At 56.9% G+C, this 15518-nt stretch carries 16 protein-coding genes; 6 read left to right on the forward strand and 10 right to left on the reverse strand.

The features are described from left to right. Positions 1–146: 146 nt before the first annotated feature. The gene (locus BK662_RS18580) at positions 147–713 is read left to right on the forward strand and encodes a TetR/AcrR family transcriptional regulator (RefSeq protein WP_123359252.1); all 567 of its coding nucleotides are present in this window, start codon (positions 147–149) and stop codon (positions 711–713) included. Positions 714–764: 51 nt separating this feature from the next. Next, positions 765–1742, forward strand: a complete 978-nt coding sequence (locus tag BK662_RS18585; protein ID WP_123359253.1) for a quinone oxidoreductase family protein — start codon at positions 765–767, stop codon at positions 1740–1742. A 176-nt stretch (positions 1743–1918) separates the two neighbouring features. Here the strand turns inward: BK662_RS18585 and BK662_RS18590 are convergent, their stop codons facing one another. Then, the gene (locus tag BK662_RS18590; protein ID WP_123359254.1) at positions 1919–2518 is read right to left on the reverse strand and encodes a hypothetical protein; all 600 of its coding nucleotides are present in this window, start codon (positions 2516–2518) and stop codon (positions 1919–1921) included. Positions 2519–3046: 528 nt separating this feature from the next. Between BK662_RS18590 and BK662_RS18595 the strand changes: the two genes are divergently transcribed. Together BK662_RS18595 and BK662_RS18600 are read left to right on the forward strand one after the other, a co-directional pair. Next, entirely contained in the window at positions 3047–3436 is a 390-nt protein-coding gene (locus BK662_RS18595; protein WP_123359255.1) for a hypothetical protein, read from the forward strand. Between the two features lie 42 nt (positions 3437–3478). Continuing rightward, positions 3479–3895, forward strand: coding sequence for an Ohr family peroxiredoxin (locus BK662_RS18600; protein WP_123359256.1), 417 nt, complete (start codon positions 3479–3481; stop codon positions 3893–3895). Positions 3896–4018: 123 nt separating this feature from the next. On the opposite strand, the gene BK662_RS18605 is transcribed toward BK662_RS18600, so the two are convergent. From BK662_RS18605 to BK662_RS18615, 3 genes are all read right to left on the reverse strand, one after another. Beyond that, complete coding sequence (locus tag BK662_RS18605) at positions 4019–5437, reverse strand: aldehyde dehydrogenase family protein (RefSeq protein ID WP_123359257.1); 1419 nt, start codon at positions 5435–5437, stop codon at positions 4019–4021. 92 nt (positions 5438–5529) lie between these two features. Further along, positions 5530–6279: a creatininase family protein gene (locus BK662_RS18610; RefSeq protein WP_123359258.1), complete on the reverse strand. Its 750-nt coding sequence runs from the start codon at positions 6277–6279 to the stop codon at positions 5530–5532. Positions 6280–6330: 51 nt separating this feature from the next. Beyond that, complete coding sequence (locus BK662_RS18615; protein ID WP_123359259.1) at positions 6331–7656, reverse strand: MFS transporter; 1326 nt, start codon at positions 7654–7656, stop codon at positions 6331–6333. 132 nt (positions 7657–7788) lie between these two features. Between BK662_RS18615 and BK662_RS18620 the strand changes: the two genes are divergently transcribed. Beyond that, positions 7789–8718 (forward strand): LysR family transcriptional regulator, encoded by a 930-nt coding sequence (locus BK662_RS18620; protein WP_123359260.1) that lies wholly within the window; start codon positions 7789–7791, stop codon positions 8716–8718. Here the strand turns inward: BK662_RS18620 and BK662_RS18625 are convergent. The 6 genes from BK662_RS18625 to BK662_RS18650 form a co-directional block, all read right to left on the reverse strand. After that, entirely contained in the window at positions 8709–9035 is a 327-nt protein-coding gene (locus tag BK662_RS18625) for a putative quinol monooxygenase (protein WP_185047155.1), read from the reverse strand. The two genes, BK662_RS18620 and BK662_RS18625, sit on opposite strands and share 10 nt — an antisense overlap. Positions 9036–9235: 200 nt before the next feature. Next, complete coding sequence (locus BK662_RS18630) at positions 9236–9988, reverse strand: 3-oxoacyl-ACP reductase family protein (RefSeq protein WP_123359262.1); 753 nt, start codon at positions 9986–9988, stop codon at positions 9236–9238. Between the two features lie 55 nt (positions 9989–10043). Beyond that, the gene (locus tag BK662_RS18635; RefSeq protein WP_123359263.1) at positions 10044–10820 is read right to left on the reverse strand and encodes an alpha/beta fold hydrolase; all 777 of its coding nucleotides are present in this window, start codon (positions 10818–10820) and stop codon (positions 10044–10046) included. 25 nt (positions 10821–10845) lie between these two features. Then, positions 10846–11355, reverse strand: a complete 510-nt coding sequence (locus BK662_RS18640) for a cytochrome P460 family protein (RefSeq protein WP_123359264.1) — start codon at positions 11353–11355, stop codon at positions 10846–10848. Positions 11356–11378: 23 nt separating this feature from the next. Further along, positions 11379–12452, reverse strand: a complete 1074-nt coding sequence (locus BK662_RS18645) for an alpha/beta fold hydrolase (RefSeq protein WP_123359265.1) — start codon at positions 12450–12452, stop codon at positions 11379–11381. Positions 12453–12515: 63 nt separating this feature from the next. Beyond that, the gene (locus BK662_RS18650; protein ID WP_123359266.1) at positions 12516–13868 is read right to left on the reverse strand and encodes an epoxide hydrolase family protein; all 1353 of its coding nucleotides are present in this window, start codon (positions 13866–13868) and stop codon (positions 12516–12518) included. 371 nt (positions 13869–14239) lie between these two features. On the opposite strand from BK662_RS18650, the gene BK662_RS18655 reads away from it, so the two are divergent. Then, positions 14240–15514 carry an MFS transporter gene (locus BK662_RS18655; RefSeq protein ID WP_123359267.1) on the forward strand — a complete coding sequence of 425 codons (1275 nt, stop codon included), beginning with the start codon at positions 14240–14242 and terminating at the stop codon, positions 15512–15514. The last annotated feature ends 4 nt before the right edge of the window (positions 15515–15518 follow it).

A 15518-nucleotide genomic window follows, 5' to 3' on the forward strand; every position in this document is an offset into this window, starting at 1 on the left:
GTTTAAATCGATACGTATCAGAGCCGCCTGGTAATACACATCGATACAAACCTCAAGGGATTTGTGGCGCTCTACCAGTTCGCCACGGCTGCCACACCCTAAAAATTATTATTGACTGATCATTCCAATATATTTATGGTTTCGCCATGGCCAGATCTAAAGAATTCGATATAGAAGTAGCGCTTGACGCGGCAGTCGAGGTTTTCCGCGAGCATGGCTTTGCGGGGTCATCCACGCAGATGCTGACGACTACGATGAAAATCGGTAAACAGAGTCTTTACGACACGTTCGACGGCAAATGGCAGCTGTACTGCTCTGCACTAAAAAAATACGGAGCCTCAGAAACGGCGGCTCATATCGCGTTGTTGCGAGGGAGTCCTAGGGCTATGGAAGGCCTGGAGAAAATGCTTGAACGAGTAGTCGCGCAAGCCAATTGCCCTTGCCTTGGCATCGGTTCGATTGTTGAGTTCGGCAGTAACGAAGAAGATCTGAATCAAATACGCGAGCCATCTGGTCGAGCTTTACGCACCGAATTAGTGAAAAGTATCCGCGAGGCGAAGAATGTTGGCGATCTGTCAAATGATCTTGATCCGGATTATGCAGCCGGTTTCCTGCTGGCAAACGTGGCGGCGATTCGAATCGCTGCACGGGGTGGGGCGAGCCAGACCGAACTGATCGCTCTTTCTCACCTCACGCTTAAGGCTCTGAAATGAGCCTTTTTTTACCCAATTCTGGAATGATCGTTCAACAAAACAGGTGCATATATGAAAGCTATTGTCATGGTCCAACCGGGTGGCTCCGAAGTAATTGAATATGTCAGTTTTCCGACCCCTACTCCCGATGCTGGCCAGGTACTCGTAGAGGTCAGTGCAGCCGGGGTCAACTTCATGGACATTGGCGCCAGACAAGGAAGTGTCTGGCGGGATGTGCCAAACCCCAAGCGCCTTGGAGTCGAAGGAGCCGGCCGGGTTTTATCTGTCGGAGAAGGAGTAACAGGGGTTTCACCCGGACAGCGCGTCGCATGGGTCTACGTGCCTGGTAGTTATTCGGAAAAAATCGTTTGCCCGGCTTCCTCGCTTGTGACCATCCCAGAAGGAATAGATGATCGAACCGCCGCTTCGGTGATGATGCAGGGACTGACAGCCAGCCACTTCACGTCAGATTTCTATTCGGTCCAACCAGGTGACATTGCTTTGGTGCATGCAGCATCGGGTGGCCTCGGTTTGCTGCTGACTCAAATGATCAAGCTTAAAGGTGGGCATGTCATTGGACGGGTCTCTTCACCCGACAAAATTGCAATTGCAAAACAATCGGGTGCCGACCATGTGATCGTCGACACGGAGGGCAATTTTGCCGAGGAAGTTATCCGACTTTCGGGCGGTCAAGGTGTACATGTGGTTTATGACGGCTCTGGTCCGAAGACATTCCAAGGGTCTCTCGATTCGCTCCGGATATCAGGGACTTTCTGTTGGTTCGGTCCGGTTCTTGGTGCACCGGGCCCGATAGAACTTATGAGCCTTCCCAAGAGCATAAAGATCGGTTACGCCACCTTTATGGATCACGTACGTACGCCAGAGTTATTGCGCAACCATTCCGCCAAACTTTTCGACATGATCCTGGCCGGAAAACTCGATATCAGGATCGGCGCACAGTACCCATTAGCGGACGCGGCCAAGGCACATTTGGATATGGAAAGCAGGAGCACCACCGGAAAGCTATTGTTAATCCCATCACAGTCCTAGCGCTGAGTGGTGTCGGCGGGAATATTTTTGACAAGTTTAAAATAACGTTATGCGCAACAGCGCATAGTGACACCGCCCCCTGTTCGGACAGTACTTGCAATAGTTAGCAAAACTCCCTTCAACTTCGCAGAATGAGGGCAGGTTCTCTTCCTGCCCTCATTACTGGGCATCAACTTTTAAGCCAATTCAGCCTTCACCATATCAATCTTCGCCTTGATCGCTTGTTGTTCCGCGCTGGCTTTTTCCTTGGTCAACTCCTCGACTCTTTTGTCTAGGGAAGCTTGCTCTTCGGGAGACATTTTTTCATATTCCTCCTTACTCACGCCCGTCAATTGCTCTCTAAGCTTTTCGGCATCTGATTGGTTCATGTAATCCGTGAATAATTCCGACGCGGTTTTTTCGGATGAGGGTGGGGATTGGTAAGGACTCGTAGCCAGTTCATTGCCTGCTACGTCATTACTGTTTGCGGAAAATGTGGCGTCATGATTATGAACTGTTGCAATGGGCAACGGGGCCGCGTCTGTACCCTCAGCGCCCTCGGATTTGGATGATGCCTTCCTCAAATTTACCATCATCTTCGCAAAAGCCTCGTCGAAGTCCTTCTTATCATCCGAGTCCGCCGTCGAAGTCTCGGTTTTGCTGACTCCAGAAAATCCAGACTGAGAGGATTGGACGGGTGATGCCAAGTTAAAAAGCGAATCCTTTTGTAACATATTCGTATGAATGGCGGTCTTGTTCCAAGACGCCACAGAGAGGTCGCGGCTTCCGATTATCATGAGGAACTCCTTATATAGAAAAATTATATAAATATTGCATTTCGAAAATAGCAAAAAATGTGCCATACAGACGCAAGTTACGTTAAACCTCAGGTTCAAATACTTCCAGCTCGTTTTTTTTCCAAGAACAGCGCAGGCGCCGATACAAATCGTTAATTAAGGCGGCAATATGTTGCCGCTGCATCTGCCTTTTTTGCCGTTCAGCCTCATGGCGTCTACATACCAAAAGGTGCGCACTCCTAACGTCGCATTGTCTAAACCGAGTCCGATTATCTATAAGCGGAAAAAGCGTTGATGCTTTTGTGAAGAGTGCGTTGGGATGATGAGTGGACATAGCAGATACGATGTTGTTGTCCCCCACCCTCACAACTATGGCCACCCAACGTTTCTACTATTAAGCGCTAACACCGCATAACTGGTAAGTCTCATCCTGTGACGTCATGCTCGAGCTGCAGCACTCAAACTTTGGCAACCTCCAATTCCCCGGTTGCTTGATCAGTTGAACAGATGACGTAGAGGGATCCGATCATGGCCGAAGGTTATCGCGTGAGTTGCCTTAGCACAGCTGAGCGGCTTGGGAACGACGAATTGCACGCCTTAATGGCGGGTGTCGTCAGGCGTGACAGGCGTGAGTCACAACAACTCTTTGCGGCAGTGACACCCTTACTCATCGCCTTCTATGAAGGCCAAGTGCAGGCCGGGCGAATCAAGCGTGGAGCCACAGCGGGCCTGGTTCAGGAAGCTTTCAAGGCGCTCTACCTTGGACAGCCAGGTTATGACCCGACCCTACCGTTCCGGGCGTGGGTTCTCGATATCGCACGATCAACTCTACTGGGCAACTCGGGCTCAGAAGCCGTTTTCGACGCTCTTGCAGGTGTGGCGGTGCGCAACTGCCAGCAAGCCATGCAAGTCACGTGATTCGATCTTTCGACGCCGCGTTATCAACGCCAGGAAGTACTCATGATCAATATCGAAAAAACCCTCTACACCGGTCATACCTACACAACAGGAGGTCGAGAGGGCACCGGCCGCAGCCATGATGGACGACTTGACCTCAAGCTTTCTCCACCCGGCGCGCCCGGAATAGGCACAAACCCGGAGCAATTGTTCGCAGTCTGCTGGTCAGCCTGCTTTCTCGGTTCTCTGCGCCATGCCTGCAATGCTCGCAGGATCGCTTTTCCAGTGATGGCCGGTGTCGATGCCCAAGTCGACCTGATCCATGGCGAACAGGGTTTTACTCTGCAAGCCCGCCTGGTCGTATCGTTGCCTGACATCGAGTCGGACACCGCTTTGCAACTTATTAAAGCGGCAAACCAGAACTGCCCCTACTCAAAAGCCACGCGCGCCAACATCCCTGTGAGCATCACACTCGCCTGATTTTCCGCTCTATGCTCAACACCTTCAGCAGAAGCAGAGGCAAAGGAAACCGCCTGCTTCTGCCTCGCAATCATTGGCTATTCGAAACACCAGACGCGAACACAATATCCCGCCAAACCCAGGCTAATCCGACACAATACTTTTGGCCTCAAGAAACGATTCCAGCCCAAAGACGCCGAACTCCCGGCCGACACCGGACTGTTTGACCCCGCCGAACGGCGCAAGCAGCTCTGGCGCGATTCTGTTGATCAACACCGAGCCGGCCTGCAGCCGGGCCGCCAGGCTTCGGGCGCGTTCCGGTTGCCGGGAAAATACATAGGCCTGCAAGCCGTAGACACTGGCGTTGGCAATATCAATCGCTTGTTCTTGCGAGTCATACGCAATGATCGACAGCACCGGGCCGAAAATCTCCTCTTGCGCAATGTCCATGTCACCGCTGACGTCGGCAAAGACCGTTGGCCTTACGAAATAGCCCTTGTCCAGGCCGATCGGCCTGCCCTCCCCGCCGGTAATCAGCGCCGCGCCTTGCGCCTGCCCGCGGCGGATGAAACCTTGTACGCGGTCGAATTGCGCCTGACTGACCAGAGGCCCGATAACGGTGGCCGGATCCTGCGGATCGCCGACGACCATCGCTCCGATCAGGCTTTTCACACGGTCGATGATCTCCTCAGCGTGTGTGTGCGGCACCAGCAGACGCGTGCCGGCGACACACGCCTGACCGTTGTTCATGAACGCCGCATTCAGTGCCAGGGAAATGGCGGTGTCGAGATCGGCGTCATCAAGGACGATGGAGGCCGACTTCCCCGTGAGCGACAGACTCACTCGCTTCATGGTCTCGATACCGGCGCGAGCAATGAGCTTCCCGGTGGCGGTGGACCCGGTGAATGAAATTTTCGCAATGTGTGGACTGGTACTGATTTCGTCACCGACATCACTGCCGCGCCCCAATAGAATGTTGAAAACCCCTTTGGGCAAATCTGCGCGATGCAACGCTTGGGCGAGCACATCGGTTTGCAAGGGACTCAACTCGCTTGGTTTGATGACTGAGGCACAGCCGGCCGCAATGGCCGATGCCAGTTTGCTGCATATTGTCCCGGCGGTGCTGTTCCAGGGGGCAATCAGCGCCGCTACTCCAACCGGCTCCATCACCACGGTAGCGTCGCCGACCGAACGAATCAGGTCGTAGTCTTTCAACACCTGCGCCGCATTGGCAAACGACTGCGAAGCGTAGCGACTGACCCATTGCGCACGGGCGAACGGTGCCCCGTACTCCTCGATGGCGGTATCGCGAATTTCATCCGTGCTCGCCAGCACCGCAGCCTGCAACTGCTTGAGCATGTCGATACGCTCGCCCTTGGAGGTGCGGCCCATCGCGACTTGAGCACGCGAAGCCGCCGCGATGGCGTGCCGGGCATCTTCACGATCAGCCAAGGTGACCGTACCGATGACCGCCTCGGTCGCCGGGTTGATGCATTGCACCGTTTCATTTCCCTGAACGGGAACGAATGCTCCATCAATGTAACTATGATTGATCTTCCACATCGTGGCGTACCTGATCGATTGCGCTTTACCGCGATGAGCACCAACACCCGGTATGCCCAGGCGTTGGCCAGGTCCAATAATAATCCCGCGGTTCAGCCCGGCATCGGCTCACGGCTGAAGGCTTGCACCTCCTGCACCAGGCCTTGAGCTGCCATCATCACCAGTTGACGGCCTTTTTCCGGTGACGCTTGCGCGGGATCCGATCCCATGCGGCCATCCGGATGACGAGCACGGAAATCGGCAGCCTCTCGAATGGGCCCCCAATTGGCGATCTGTGGCGAGTATTCAGCCGATTTGATGGCGTGCGGATAGGCCCACTGGGTCACGGCAATTTCCGAAGGCGTTGCATGAATGCCGTGTCCTGTCGGGAACTGGTCTTTCGCCAAGTCATTGATCCCTTCCAGATCCCACCAGTTGCACAGCTTCAAGGCAAAACCCGCCGAGCGACGTGCGAAACTCGCTTCGGCGTAGAGTTCCGAAAACGCCGCTTCGATCGACGCGATGTTGCCGCCATGGCCATTGAGGAAAAAGATTTTTTCAAAGCCGTGGGCAGCTAGCGAGCGAGTCCAGTCACCGATGGCGGCGATGAATGTCGAAGGCCTGAGCGTGATCGTTCCAGGGAAGCCAAGATGATGCTGCGCCATGCCGATATTGAAGGTCGGGGCAATCAGGATATCCGCTGACTCCTGCGCCTGATGGGCGATGATTTCGGGGCACATCCAGTCCGTCCCCAGCAGTCCGGTAGGCCCGTGCTGCTCGTTGGAACCGATCGGGATGACGATGGTACGGCTGCGCTCGAGAAATTTTGCGATTTCGGCCCAGGTCGATAGATGTAAAAGCATCTGCGTTCTCTCTTTGGAAAGGTTCCTTGCGGAACACGATGGGTGTGAAGTTCAAAGCGCCCGATCAATCTGCGGTGCATCCAAGACCCGGTCGCGATGCGCCAGCGGTTTGCTCGCGATGATCACGAACGCGGCGCACAGAAACACGCAGCCGACAGCGACGATGCCAGGGTTCATGCTTGCTGTTGATGTTTTTGCCCATCCGATCACGGCCGGGCCCCAGAAGCCGCCGCACAGACCGATGGTATTGATCAGAGCGATGCCGCCCGCTGCCGCTTCGCCCTTGATGAGTTCAGAGGGCATTGCCCACAAGACCGTGTAGGCCATGAACATCATGGCGATCGCCAGCGTCAGCAGAACCATTGATAACATCAGGTTCCCATCGGCAACAGGATACAAAAGTATCAGTAGTGCCCCGACGCCTGCCGGGACCGCGCAGTGGTAGCGGCGCTCGCCGAAACGGTCGGAGCTGCGCCCGATCCAGTACATGCCGGCTGCCGCTGCCACATAGGGAATCGCGGCGTACCAACCCAACTGCATCATGTCGTGGATGCCTTGCGCTTTAAGGATCGCCGGGAGCCAGAAACTCATGGCGTAGATCGAAAAAATGATGCAGAAATAGGCGCACGCCAGGATGTAGATCCTGCGATCGCGCAACACCGCTCTGAACGAGTGTGTCCCTCCCGGGGACGCCCCCAGCTCACGCTGCAGCATTTGCTTTTCCTCGACGCTCAGCCAGCGAGCTTCGGCGGGATGGTTGCAAAGGTAAAAATAAGCAAACACACCGAGCAAGACGCAGGGAAAACCTTCAATCAGGAACATCCATTGCCAACCTGCGAGGCCACCCACGCCCTCAAACGTGGAAATCAGCCACGCCGAAAGCGGACCGCCAATAATTCCGCCCGCTGGACCTGCGATGAACACGATCGCAATGGCCCGGGCCATTCTTTTCGGGCCGTACCAGCACGACAGGTAATAGATCATCCCCGGTGCGAAACCGGCTTCGAAAACACCGAGCAGAAACCGCATGGCGTAGAACGTTGGCACGTCGCGCACGAATAGCATGCAGGCCGATGTGATGCCCCATAACACCAGAATGCGACTGAAGGTTTTTCGCGCTCCCACTCGAGGCAGCATCAGGTTGCTGGGTAGCTCGAACAGCACATACCCCAGAAAAAAAACGCCTGCGCCGACACCGTAAGCGGCGTCGGACAGCCCCAGGTCGTTTTGCATCTGCAGTTTGGCAAAGCCGACGTTGATTCGATCCAGATAGGCGAATACGTAGCAAACGAACAGGAGTGGCAACAGGCGCCAATTGAGCTTGCGGTACAACGTTGCGAGGGCGGCACTGTCTGCGGGCGTCACGATGGTCAACATGCGAGTCTCCAGTTTTTCTTGTTGGTCTGACGTGGGGAAAGATGTTGCGCCGACGGCGTAAACAGCAGCAAGAGCAACTATGTTCGTGTACCGTTGCCCTGCGAGCAACGCAGAATCCAAAAGGAAACACTCGTGCGCGAAATCAACCAGCAACGCTTGCGGTATTTTCATGAGGTGCTGACCCACGGATCGATCCGGGGCGCGGCGGACAGTATTAACACTTCCCCGTCAGTGATCACGCGTCAGATCAAACTGCTGGAAGAAGAACTGGGCACCCGGCTGTTTGAACGCCAGGCCCGTGGCGTTCAGCCCACCGAGGCTGCCGCGCACCTGCTGGAGTTCTGGCGGGGCTACCGATCGCACCAGGAAAAGCTTGAAGACCAGCTCCAGGCGATCAAGGGTCTACAGTTGGGACACGTGCGGGTCGTCATCAGTGAGGGCTACGTCGATACACTGGTCGACCACGTCCTCGCGCCGTTCTGCAAACAGTATCCCAAGCTCGATATCAGGCTGGACATCCTGCCCGTTGACGACGTCCTCAACGAGATTGCAGAAAATCGCGCGCATATCGGCCTGGCCTACAACCCTCCTCCCCACCCTCACATCGACTATCGAGCGACGTCCAGGCAACCCGTGATGCTGTTGGTTCGCCCGGACCATCCATTGGCCTTGAAAGGGGCAATGGCAACCGTCGCTGATTTGCTCGACTGCCAACTGGTGCTGACGCCAACCACCTTCGGCATCGGTCATGCGCTGAAAATGCTCGAGTACGCCGAAAAGATAGAAATCCGTCCAGCTCTGGTCAGCAACTCATTGGCCGCCCTCAAGCGCCTTGTTGCATACGGCGAGTTTGCTTCGCTGCTGGGCGAGGTGGCGGCCTATCGGGAAATCGCACAAGGCAGTCTCGCGGCCGTAGCCGTCGACCATCCACTGTTCCAGGGGGTCGAGGCGAAACTGTTGGTGAAATCCGGACGCCCGCTGGCGGCGCCCGCTCAAGAACTGCTCAACTGGATGCTGCAGCGCTTGCCGATGTTCGCTTCCGGCAATTCTGATCACCCATGAAAAACGCGACGTTGATCTTCAGCGGGATTGATAATAAAGCTATTGAATTTAATCCGACTTGCCATGCCAGCTTTCAACATATCCATAAACCCGGCCAGTTGCGGATGATCAAAATGTGCACGCATCAGACTTTCCGATTCCCAGTAACCGCTGACGATCCAAGAGTTTTTTGCCCGACGATTATCGGTAATCGCGTATCCCATACACCCTGAGTTGCTAAGGAGCGCGCGAACAATCTGAGGGAGTATCGAGCAGACTTCACCCACTCGCCCGGGTGCAGCATCGATTTCGACGGTATTGATTGCTGTAATTAACATTCTCAACCCTCCTGCATGACCGACGGGAAATTCTGCCGTATTCACACTGTCCATCGGTTACCTGATCGAGGCACTCGGAGCGCTGTTGTTCGCGGTATTGCTCCTGGTGCCCGGCATCACGGCACGACTCAAACACGTTGCACGGCCCTATCTACAAGTGTCCAACGACTGACCAGGGCAATACCGCAAGACAGCCGGGTTCAGGCTAGATATCCGCCGTCGACCGTCAGGCTCGCGCCGGTGACAAACGAAGCATCGTCACTGGCAAGGTACGCCGCCATTCCAGCGATCTCGTCAGCGGTGCCGAGCCGACCCAGCGGCACCAGTTTGATCACATGATCCAGATAAGGCGCATCGGCCGGGTTCATGTCGGTCGCCGTCGGACCGGGCTGTATGTTGTTGACAGTAATGCCGCGTGCGGCGAAATCCAGGGCCAGACCGCGCACCAAACCGACCAGCGCGGCCTTGGTCATCGAGTAGGCGCTGGTCCCGGGAAAACCGCTACGCGCGCCGGCGACACTCCCGATGGTGATGATACGATCACCGCGACTCATGACTCTGGAACAGGCCTGAATCACCACATAAGCAGCGCGTACGTTTACCGCGTACATGTTGTCGAGCGCCTCGACACTGAACTCGTCTACTGACCCGAGCCCCAGAATTCCGGCATTGTTCACCAGGATATTCAGCGCACCGAAATGCTCTACCGCGGTGCCGACGGCACGCTCGATATCCTCTGCGATCCGGCTATCGGCCTTGATCGCCAGCGCCCTGCCCCCATGTGCCCGGATATCGGCAACCAGCGCCTCGGCCTTCACATCGGATGCCGAGTAAGTGAAGGCCACTGCGGCGCCCTCCACAGCCAGTCGACGAACAATTGCAGCACCGATGCCGCGCGAGCCACCGGTGATCAAGGCAGTCCTGCCGATAAAACGTTGTGAGTTGCTGCTCATTTTCTTACCTTCCACTGAGGTTCATTCGAAGCGCGCATCCGCACGCCGATGGGCATTACTTCGCCGTGGCGGCTTTTTCGATCAGGCGCGCAACCGGTCCCGGGTTCGAAACCATCACGACATGGGACGCGCCCTTGACGACCTTCACACCTTTGGCGGCGGCGCGCTTGGCCATGAAGTCCATGGCTTGCGGCGGGATGTTCTTGTCCTTGTCGCCATAGATGTACCAGGACGGAATATGCTTCCAGGCGGGTGTGCCGGACTGTTCGTTGAGCGCCGCTTCCGTCACCGGGCGCTGGGTGGCGGCCATCAACGCCGCCTCTTTCGTGGGGACGTCAGCGGCGAACTGGTCGTGAAACTTGTCCTGCTGGATGTACAAGTCCTTGCCGCCATCGGCCAGCGGTACAGGCGCAGCCAGGGTTGGACCCAGCGTGCTGCCCGGGAATTTGCCAGCCAGCCCGGCAACGGTTTCCCCGGCCTCGGGTGCAAACGCACTGACATAAACCAGCGCTTTGACGTTGGCATGATCGTTGGCCGCATCACTGATGACGTTGCCGCCATAGGAATGGCCGACCAGTACTACAGGCGAATGAATACTCGTCAGCAATGCCGAGATTGCCGTGCCATCGCTTTTTACGCCGCGCAGTGGGTTGGCGGCGGCAACCACCGGGTAACCATCTTTCTCGAGAATCTTCACCACCCCATTCCAACTCGACGCATCGGCAAAGGCGCCGTGGACGAGGACGATCGTGGGCTTTTCAGTTTGTGCCCAGGCGTGTGTACCCATACTCAGGCTGACGGCGACGGCCAGCGCGGCCAATACTTTTTTCATTGCAAACTCCGGGTTTGACGGGAAATTAAGGGGCGAAGAGAGTGAAGACAAAATCGTGATTGCGCACTCGCGCCTGGTGACAGGCAAAACAGGTTTGATGCTGAGCTTCATCGGCCGGTTTACCGTTGATAAACCGACCGAACCCCCAGCCTCCGGTTGTTGCATATTTCTTCGAGTCCTTGACCATGACCTGCACGGTCGTGGCTGCACCCGGGATGGATGCCGGCTCGAATTCCGGGGACTGAACATGTTTCCAGGCAAGCTTTACCAGAACCGTGCCGTCAGGGAATGGCAGCGTTGAATTCTGATAAGCCTTGATGGCCAGGTCATTGCCCACCACGGCTCTCAGCTCGTCCAAAGGTGCCGCTTCCTGCGCCGGCGCGATCAGCGGCCATAGACGGTAGTTTTCAGGCAACTTCACGCCATAAATCGGTGAAGCGTCGCCATTATCGGCGTCGCCCTGGGCGACACCGGTGGCGGTCACGGCTGCGGTTGCAATGGCAGCCGACATCACTGCCAGATATTTGAGCTTCATCGTTGCCATCCCTTCAGCGATTCTCAGAGGTGATCGGCATCGATCACGGCCTGGGCGAAGGCTTGCGGCGCTTCTTGCGGTAAGTTGTGGCCGACACCACCGCTGATCAACCGGTACTCATACTTGCCAGTGAAACGCTTGGCGTATGCCTCGGCAGGTGGATGCGGTGCGCCGTTGGCGTCGCCCTCCATAGTGATGGTGGGCACACTGATGGGTGGAGAGGCTGCGAGTTTCTTCTCCAGCGCGTCGTATTTGGCCTCGCCCTTGACCAGCCCCAGGCGCCAGCGATAGTTGAAAATCGACACAGCAACGTGATCCGGATTCTGCAAAGCAGCGGCGCTGCGATCATAGGTCGCGTCGTCGAAATTCCACTGCGGCGAGGCCAGCTTCCAGATCAATTTGGCAAAGTCGTGGGTGTTTTTCTCGTAGCCCAGACGGCCACGCTCTGTCGCGAAGTAGAACTGGTACCACCACTGCAATTCGGCGGCGGGCGGCAACGGTGCCTTTCCGGCGTCCTGGCTGCCGATCAGGTAACCGCTCACCGCAACCAGTGCCTTGACCCGTTCAGGCCAAAGGGCCGCGACGATATCAGCCGTGCGCGCACCCCAGTCATAGCCGCCGAGTACGGCTTGTTTGATCTGCAGCGCATCCATGAAGTCGATCAGGTCGGTCGCCAACGCGGAGGGCTGACCATTGCGGATCGTCTTGGCAGAAAGGAAACGTGTATCGCCATAACCGCGAGCATAGGGAATCAATACGCGATAACCCTTCTGCGCCAGCGCCGGTGCGACGTCGATGTAGCTGTGAATATCGTACGGCCAGCCGTGTAGCAGGATTACCACAGGACCGTCAGCCGGGCCGACTTCTGCATACTCAACATCCAGCAATCCGGCCTTGACGTGTTTCAACGGCCCGAAGGAAACATTGCTACCCGGCGCAATGGCGTCGATTTTTCCCGCCGGCACATCAGCGGCGTAGACCGGCGATGACGCAATGCTCAGGACACCCGCTTGCATCAATGCGATCGCCAGAACGGATCGAGCGAGCAGGCTCCGATGCGGTGATACGGCTCGGTGGTTCAATGCAGACTTTTTCATGGTGAGTCTCCCTGGGAAAGGCAGATGGCGGTTCCGCAATGTCGGGGTGGGTGCAAAATAGGTTTACCGGGTAGCGTTTTGTTGCGCAGCCGTGCGCAGAGGACGGAATGCCGCGCGCAATTCTTCGCTGAACAATTGAGGTTGTTCCCACGCCGCGAAGTGGCCACCCTTGCTGACCTCGTTGAAGTAGGACAGCGATGGGTAGGCACGCTGCGACCACACTTTTGGTGCGCGGTAGATTTCGTGCGGGAACACGGTGATAGCGACGGGCACCTTGATGTCGGCGGTCTTCTGCGCTGCTGCGCTGAAGTTATTGTTGTTGTTCTCCCAGTAGAAACGGGAGGACGACGCACCACTGTCGGTCAGCCAATAAAGACTGATGTCATCGAGCATTTCATCGCGGCTGAGCACGCGTTCGGGATGACCGTCACTGTCAGTCCATGCGGCAAACTTTTCGTACATCCAGGCCGCCGTGCCCGCTGGCGAGTCGGCCAGCAAGTAGCCGATGGTCTGGGGCCGGGTCACCATCATTGCGCCATAGGCGGCGTTGCGCCCGAAAAAGGTGCTGAGCGCGTTGTAAGCGTTACGCTCCGGATCGGTAAGTCCGGCGGGCGCTGGATCACCGCTGTTGATCGGCTTGACCAGTTCCGGCGGCACAGTGGCCGGCATGTTCAAGTGAATGCCAAGTAAACCGGGTGGGCCCAGGCGGCCCAAAGCATCAGAGATCACCGAACCGTGGTCACCACCCTGCGACACGTAATGGGTGTACCCCAGGCGGTTCATCAACACATCCCACGCCTTCGCCACGCGATCAGGCCCCCAGCCAGGTCCGGTCGGTTTTCCGGAAAAACCATGGCCTGGAATCGATGGAATCACAACATCGAAAGAATCCTCCGCACGCCCACCGTAAGCCGTCGGGTCGGTCAACGGGCCAATGGTGCTGAGAAACTCGAACTGCGAACCCGGCCAACCATGGGTCAGGATCAACGGCATGGCATTGGGGTTGCGCGAACGGACATGGATAAACTGGATGTCGACACCATCAATGGTGGTCACGAACTCCGGCAAGGCATTGAGCTTCGCCTCGGCTTTGCGCCAGTCATAGCCATTGCCCCAATACTTCACCAACTCCTTGACCTGAGCCAGCTGCACACCCTGGGATACGTCGTTGACCGTTTCCTTGTCGGGCCAACGGGTGTCCGCGATGCGTTTGCGCAGGTCAACCAATTGCGCTTCATCGACATGAATCCGGTATGGACGAATGGCTTGCGACTGAGCTGATGCAACCTTGGCAGGCGGCTGCTCGGCAGCCGTGCTGGCCGCCCATGCGCCACAACTGGCCGCCAGCGTCGCGAATCCGAACATGCTTGCCCTGACGTGATGGCGCCAAGTAAAAACGGACAAAACGACACGCATGATGTATCTCCTTTTAGGTAGGTGTCCTGCAGCCGTGGCGACTGCCGGGGTAGCCTTCACAGGCCTGGGCACTGGTCTAAACCATGTCACCTGCGACTGTGCAGCTGACGTAAGCGGATCAAATCACCCGAATGCCTTCAGGGCGATTACACGATGGTGTCGGTCGATACTTAGGTATGAATGATCTGGCAGACAGGCTGCGCGCAGTCCTCTGCTGTCATCAGGAAGTGCCCGGATAATCGCCCGCATCAAGCAAACACGGGCGAATCCCGGCCTGATAGGGAAAAATGTCCGGAAAAAACTCGACGGCACCGCTGCTTATAGCCAGCATTGAAGCCTTTTCGGAAAACAACACGGTTCAAGGAACACGGATGCGCGGGGAAACAACGCTCGACGGTGGGGATAAAATTGCAATGGCCTCTTCTCAGTGGAGAGTCATCGGCCTGTGCATGCTCTTCAACGTGATCGACGGCATGGATGTCATGGCCATGGCATTTACCGGGAGCAGCGTTTCGGCCGAGTGGGGATTGACCGGCGCACAACTCGGCGTGCTGCTGAGCGCGAGCCTGGTCGGCATGGCACTCGGCTCTTTGCTTGCCGGCCCCCGAGCGGATCATTACGGACGTCGGCCGCTATTGCTGGCGGGGCTCTCGCTGAGCGGTTTGAGCATGCTGCTGTCCTTCTGGAGCCCAAACCAATCTCTGCTGATGCTCTTGCGTTTACTGACGGGCATCGGCACCGGAGCGGTTCTCGTGGCCGCGAATGTGCTGACTTATGAGCGTGCCAGTAAGCATCGGCGCAATCTGGCCATCGCCCTGCAATCGATGGCCTTCGCATTAGGCGCAAGCCTGGGCGGCGTGCTGGCCCATGCACTCAATACCAGCGCGGGCTGGCGCTATGTATTCCTCGCTGGTGGTCTGATTACGCTTGCGGCTGGCGTGGCGGGCGCATTTTTTCTGCGCGAGTCGGCGCAATTTCTGGTACTCGATCAGCAGCGACATCAGTCGCTTTCGATCCATTCGGCAGCAACGTCAACGATGCCACGTTCAAAGTACCGAGCGTTGATTACCCCTGCGCAATGGCAGCAGACAACCTCGCTGGCGCTGGCACTGTTGCTGCTCATGGCGTGTTTCTACTTCGTGATGAGCTGGACGCCGACACTCATGACCCTCAACGGCTTTTCCGAAAAAGAAGGCGCCGTCAGTGGCGTGTTGCTCTGTGTTGGCGGCATGTCAGGGGCGCTGCTGATGGGCCTGGCGGCCAATCGTTTCGGCTGCTGGCGATTGCTGCTGGGCTTTTTGCTACTCAATAGCGTGTTGATGACCTTGATCGTACCGGCCGCCGGCTTGTCGGGTCTGGCCGTTCCCGCTTGCGTCATCACCGGCCTGTTGCTCAATGGTGCCATTGCCGGGCTCTTCACCCTGGCTCCCCAGGCCTTTGACACCGCCATCCGCACGACTGGCGTCGGCGTGGTCTTGGCAACAGGGCGTCTTGGCGCGATTATCTCGCCTGTTGTCGCCGGGGTGCTCCTTGACGCCCATTGGACCGCACAAGACCTGTTCATGTTTTTTGCGAGCAGCCAGATAGTGGCGGCCCTTCTGGTCTGGTATAGCTGCAGAGGCTCGAAGGCATGCAGCTCATCATGAGGCG

Source organism: Pseudomonas frederiksbergensis (genome assembly GCF_003732275.1).
Lineage (GTDB): Bacteria > Pseudomonadota > Gammaproteobacteria > Pseudomonadales > Pseudomonadaceae > Aquipseudomonas > Aquipseudomonas frederiksbergensis_H.

Excerpts from the sequence above, each read along its gene's own strand:
- BK662_RS18650 (WP_123359266.1), bottom strand. The coding sequence starts at position 13,868 with ATGCGTGTCGTTTTGTCCGTTTTTACTTGGCGCCATCACGTCAGGGCA.
- BK662_RS18635 (WP_123359263.1), bottom strand. The coding sequence starts at position 10,820 with ATGAAAAAAGTATTGGCCGCGCTGGCCGTCGCCGTCAGCCTGAGTATG.
- BK662_RS18645 (WP_123359265.1), bottom strand. The coding sequence starts at position 12,452 with ATGAAAAAGTCTGCATTGAACCACCGAGCCGTATCACCGCATCGGAGC.
- BK662_RS18625 (WP_185047155.1), bottom strand. The coding sequence starts at position 9,035 with ATGTTAATTACAGCAATCAATACCGTCGAAATCGATGCTGCACCCGGG.
- BK662_RS18640 (WP_123359264.1), bottom strand. The coding sequence starts at position 11,355 with ATGAAGCTCAAATATCTGGCAGTGATGTCGGCTGCCATTGCAACCGCA.
- BK662_RS18610 (WP_123359258.1), bottom strand. The coding sequence starts at position 6,279 with ATGCTTTTACATCTATCGACCTGGGCCGAAATCGCAAAATTTCTCGAG.
- BK662_RS18580 (WP_123359252.1), top strand. The coding sequence starts at position 147 with ATGGCCAGATCTAAAGAATTCGATATAGAAGTAGCGCTTGACGCGGCA.
- BK662_RS18605 (WP_123359257.1), bottom strand. The coding sequence starts at position 5,437 with ATGTGGAAGATCAATCATAGTTACATTGATGGAGCATTCGTTCCCGTT.
- BK662_RS18630 (WP_123359262.1), bottom strand. The coding sequence starts at position 9,988 with ATGAGCAGCAACTCACAACGTTTTATCGGCAGGACTGCCTTGATCACC.
- BK662_RS18595 (WP_123359255.1), top strand. The coding sequence starts at position 3,047 with ATGGCCGAAGGTTATCGCGTGAGTTGCCTTAGCACAGCTGAGCGGCTT.
- BK662_RS18585 (WP_123359253.1), top strand. The coding sequence starts at position 765 with ATGAAAGCTATTGTCATGGTCCAACCGGGTGGCTCCGAAGTAATTGAA.
- BK662_RS18600 (WP_123359256.1), top strand. The coding sequence starts at position 3,479 with ATGATCAATATCGAAAAAACCCTCTACACCGGTCATACCTACACAACA.
- BK662_RS18615 (WP_123359259.1), bottom strand. The coding sequence starts at position 7,656 with ATGTTGACCATCGTGACGCCCGCAGACAGTGCCGCCCTCGCAACGTTG.
- BK662_RS18590 (WP_123359254.1), bottom strand. The coding sequence starts at position 2,518 with ATGATAATCGGAAGCCGCGACCTCTCTGTGGCGTCTTGGAACAAGACC.
- BK662_RS18655 (WP_123359267.1), top strand. The coding sequence starts at position 14,240 with ATGCGCGGGGAAACAACGCTCGACGGTGGGGATAAAATTGCAATGGCC.